The organism is Nocardioides sp. (assembly GCF_034670285.1).
GTDB lineage: Bacteria > Actinomycetota > Actinomycetes > Propionibacteriales > Nocardioidaceae > Nocardioides.
The window spans coordinates 1-3,722 of record NZ_JAXMNS010000375.1 but is presented as its reverse complement, the minus strand read 5'-3'; the positions used below and the strand labels follow the sequence as shown (position 1 = coordinate 3,722).

Annotated in this window: 3 protein-coding genes; all 3 read left to right on the top strand. The window is 70.0% G+C overall.

Annotation, left to right across the window (positions count from 1 at the left end):
* Nucleotides 1–124 precede the first annotated feature (124 nt).
* Nucleotides 125–1,417 carry a hypothetical protein gene (locus VOI19_RS16105; protein WP_323793982.1) on the top strand — a complete coding sequence of 431 codons (1,293 nt, stop codon included), beginning with the start codon at nt 125–127 and terminating at the stop codon, nt 1,415–1,417.
* Complete coding sequence (locus tag VOI19_RS16100; protein WP_323793981.1) at nt 1,417–2,265, top strand: oxidoreductase; 849 nt, start codon at nt 1,417–1,419, stop codon at nt 2,263–2,265. The genes VOI19_RS16105 and VOI19_RS16100 overlap by 1 nt, the downstream gene beginning before the upstream one ends.
* Nucleotides 2,266–2,270: 5 nt before the next feature.
* A partial coding sequence (locus VOI19_RS16095; RefSeq protein ID WP_323793980.1) for an ABC transporter substrate-binding protein occupies nt 2,271–3,722 on the top strand: 1,452 nt, incomplete at its 3' end.

The window sequence follows — 3,722 nt, the reverse complement described above, 5'->3', positions numbered from 1 at the left end:
GCCCCGACTACTCCGCGGCGTCGTACGGGTTGTCGGACGCGATGATCGAGGAGAGGTTCGCCGACTACAACCAATCGTTTCGTCAGTACTGACATGTGACCTGGATCACTGGTACGTTCACGGCGTGCCGACCTCCCCCTCGTCCAACAGCGCCGTCGCTCACGGATCCGCTGATCTCGCCCACCCCGTGGCAACCGCGGAGCAGCACGAGCACGAGCTCGCGGCGCTTAACCTGCTCGCCCACCCCACGGTGAAGGCCGCGCACGCCGCCGTGGCCGAGACCTGGCTGGGCCGCGCCAAGGCCTCGCCTGCGATGCGTGAGCGGTTCGACGCCGCCTTCGAGGAGGTGATGTTCTCCGCGGCGGTGTGGTCGCTCAACTCCGACCCGCTGCGTCCGAAGGTCACCTGCATCACCCGCCTGGCGCACCCGGTGGAAGGCCGGCGGGTCCTGGGCTCGCGCTGGGGCATCGACAACCCCGACACCGTCTACCGCACGATCCCGATCTCGGGGGCCGAGCGCTACGAGATCCGCGGTCGCGTCGGAGCGGGGCGGATGACCGAGAACTACTTCACGCTGTGGGACGCCCACATGGGCACCGTCGACGTGCTCGACGGACGCCGCATGCACGTCGAGGACGACGGCAGCTTCCTGATCACCGTCGACGCGGACCCGGCCCAGGGGCGCCCCAACCACGTGCGCTCGACGCCGGAGGCGCACGAGTTCTACATCCGCGACGTGCTGCTCGACTGGTCGGTCGACGACCCCAACCACCTCAGCGTCGAGCGCCTCGGCCCCGAGCCGTCGACACCGCCGCGCACGCTCGACGAGCAGGCCGAGGCCACCGCGGCGATGATGGCGCACTTCGCCGACTTCACCGGCAAGCTCAGCCACGGGATGTACAAGACCCCTCCCAACCACTTCGCGCTGGCCTTCCAGGCCGACCACACGGGCGCGATGCGCAACCAGGTCTACGTCGCCGGCCGCTTCCTGCTGGAGGACGGCCAGGCGTTCGTGGTCGACGTGCGCGACGGCGGGGCGGAGTACTTCACGGTGCCGCTGTCGAACATCTGGGGCACCACGCTCGACGTCTACGACCGCACCGGCAGCCTCAACAAGGCGCAGTCGGTGCCCAACCCCGACGGCAGCTACACCTACGTCATCGGACCCGATGATCCCGGCGTCGCCAACTGGATCGACTCCGACGGGCTGTCGGAGGGGATCCTCACGCTGCGGATGGCGGAGTTCGGCGAGGGCGGCCCGACGCCGGACCTGTCCGCGAGCGGTCGGGTCGTCGACCTCGCCCGACTCGACGCCGAGCTGCCCGACGTACCCCGGGTCACGGCCGGTGAGCGCGACGCCCAGCTGGACCTGCGTCGGGCCGGCTACCAGCGACGTCTCCCCGAGGGGACCTGCTGATGACGACCCACGACTCCTCGCGCTGGTTGATCACCGGCTGCTCGACCGGCATCGGTCGCGAGATCGCCCGCTGCGCCCTCGAGGCCGGTCACCGGGTGGCGGTGACAGCTCGGCGCGTCGAGGACGTCGCCGACTTCGTCGACGACTTCGGCGACCAGGCGATCGCCCTGCCGCTCGACGTGACCGATCGAGGCGCCATCGACGCTGCGGTCACCGCATGCCAGGAGGCCTTCGGCGGGATCGACGTCCTCGTCAACAACGCCGGCTACGGCTACCTCTCGGCGGTCGAGGAGGGCGACGACGCCGAGGTCAGGCGGCTCTTCGACACCAACTACTTCGGCGTGGTCGACACCCTCAAGGCGGTGCTCCCGGGAATGCGCCTGAGGGGGAGCGGGCGCGTCATCAACATCTCCTCGATGACGGGTCTGGTCGCCAACCCGCCCAACGCCTACTACTCCTCGACGAAGTTCGCCCTCGAGGCCTTGACCGAGGCGCTCGCCAAGGAGGTCGGACCGCTCGGGATCAAGGTCAGCGCCGTCGAGCCGGGCGGGTTCCGCACCGACTGGGCGAAGCGGTCGATGAAGGAGGCGTCGGCGCCGATCGAGGCGTACGCCGGCGACGTCGGGGTGCGCAAGGACCTCATCAAGCAGTTCGCCGACCACTTGCCGGGCGACCCGCGCAAGGTCGGCGAGGCGGTCGTCATGATCGCCGGTCTCGACGACCCGCCGCTGCGCCTGCTCCTCGGCGCCGACGTCCTCAAGGCCACCCGCGACAAGCTCGCCGAGCTCGCCGCCTCCATCGACGAGTGGGAGCCGGTCACCCTCGACGTCGGTTTCGAACGGAGCTGATCCGCATGGGTGCCAGTCGTACGTCGAGCAGGTCATCGCGCCTCGTGGTCGGGGCGGTGGCGGCGGGGCTGTGCCTGGCCCTGGCCGCCTGTGGCAGCAACATCGAGCCCGGTCAGGCCGGGTTGGCCGCTGGGCTGACCCAGGCCGGCAGCGGCGGGACCGTCGTGAGCGGAACCGACTCCGGGGTGCCGGTCGACTCCGGGCCGGGCACGGTCGACCCGGGTTCCGCCCCCGACCCGGGCGCGCCCGACGCGGGGTCGTCGGTCGACCCTGGGACGTCCGGGAGCGGCCCCGACGCCGCTGCGCCGGCCCCGGTCGACGGTGGTGGTGGCGGTGGCGGTGGCGGCGGGGAGACGCAGCCCGACCCGGGGACCCCCAAGGCCCCGACGAAGGGGGTCTCGTGCGACGGCTTCAGCAACGGCACCGGCATCACCGACTCGACGATCACGATCGGCAACGCCTCCGACATCAGTGGGCCCGTGCCCGGACTCTTCGCCCAGTCCCAGGCCGCGATGGCGGCCTTCGTGAAGTACTACAACGACAGCGGCCAGACCATCTGCGGACGTACGCTCAAGCTCGCGCCCTACGACAGTCGCAGCGATGCGGGCGCCGACCAGCAGGCTTACGCCAAGGGGTGCGACGAGGTCTTCGCCATGGTGGGGTCGATGTCGGCCTTCGACTCCGGCGGCGCTTCGGTGGCGCAGAAGTGCGGGCTGCCCGATATCCGGTCGATCTCGACAACGGCAGCGCGCGGTGCGTGCACGACGTGCTATGCCGCCCAGCCCGCGGGGTCGTCGGAGTTCCAGAACGTCGTGGCCGACTACGTCAAGCGCAACGCCTCCGGAGGTCAGAAGGCCGCGATGCTCTACATCGACGCAGGCGCCGCGGAGGAGAGCGGACGCAGCCAGGTGAAGTTCATGACCGAGCAGGGGGTGAAGTTCGTCTACGTCGCCGGCGTCGACGTGGCGTCGTTCAACTACGCCCCCTACGTGCAGGCGATGAAGGACGCCGGGGTCACGTCGGTGCAGTTCATCGCTGCCGAGCCGCAGTTCGTCCGGTTGGTGCAGACCATGAAGCAGCAGAACTTCAAGCCCGAGCTGCTGCTGCTCGACCCGACGGCCTACAGCGAGCAGTACACCGAGCCGGCGGGCGACGCAGCGATCGGCACGACGGTCTTCACCAACTTCGTGCCGTTCGAGGAAGCCGCCAGCAATGCCGAGCTCAGGCTCTACCTGAGCTACCTGGAACAGACGAGTCCCGGTGCGCGCCCCGGCTTCTTCGGGCTCTTCTCCTGGTCGGCCGGCCAGCTCTTCGTGCAGCAGGCGACGGCGCTCGGCGGCGGACTGACGAGGGAGTCGCTCATCGCCTCCATGAAGGGCGTGGACGACTGGTCGGCCAACGGCATGCATGCGCCGATGCCCGTCGGCCCCAAGCGCATCACGCCCTGCTGGCGCTTC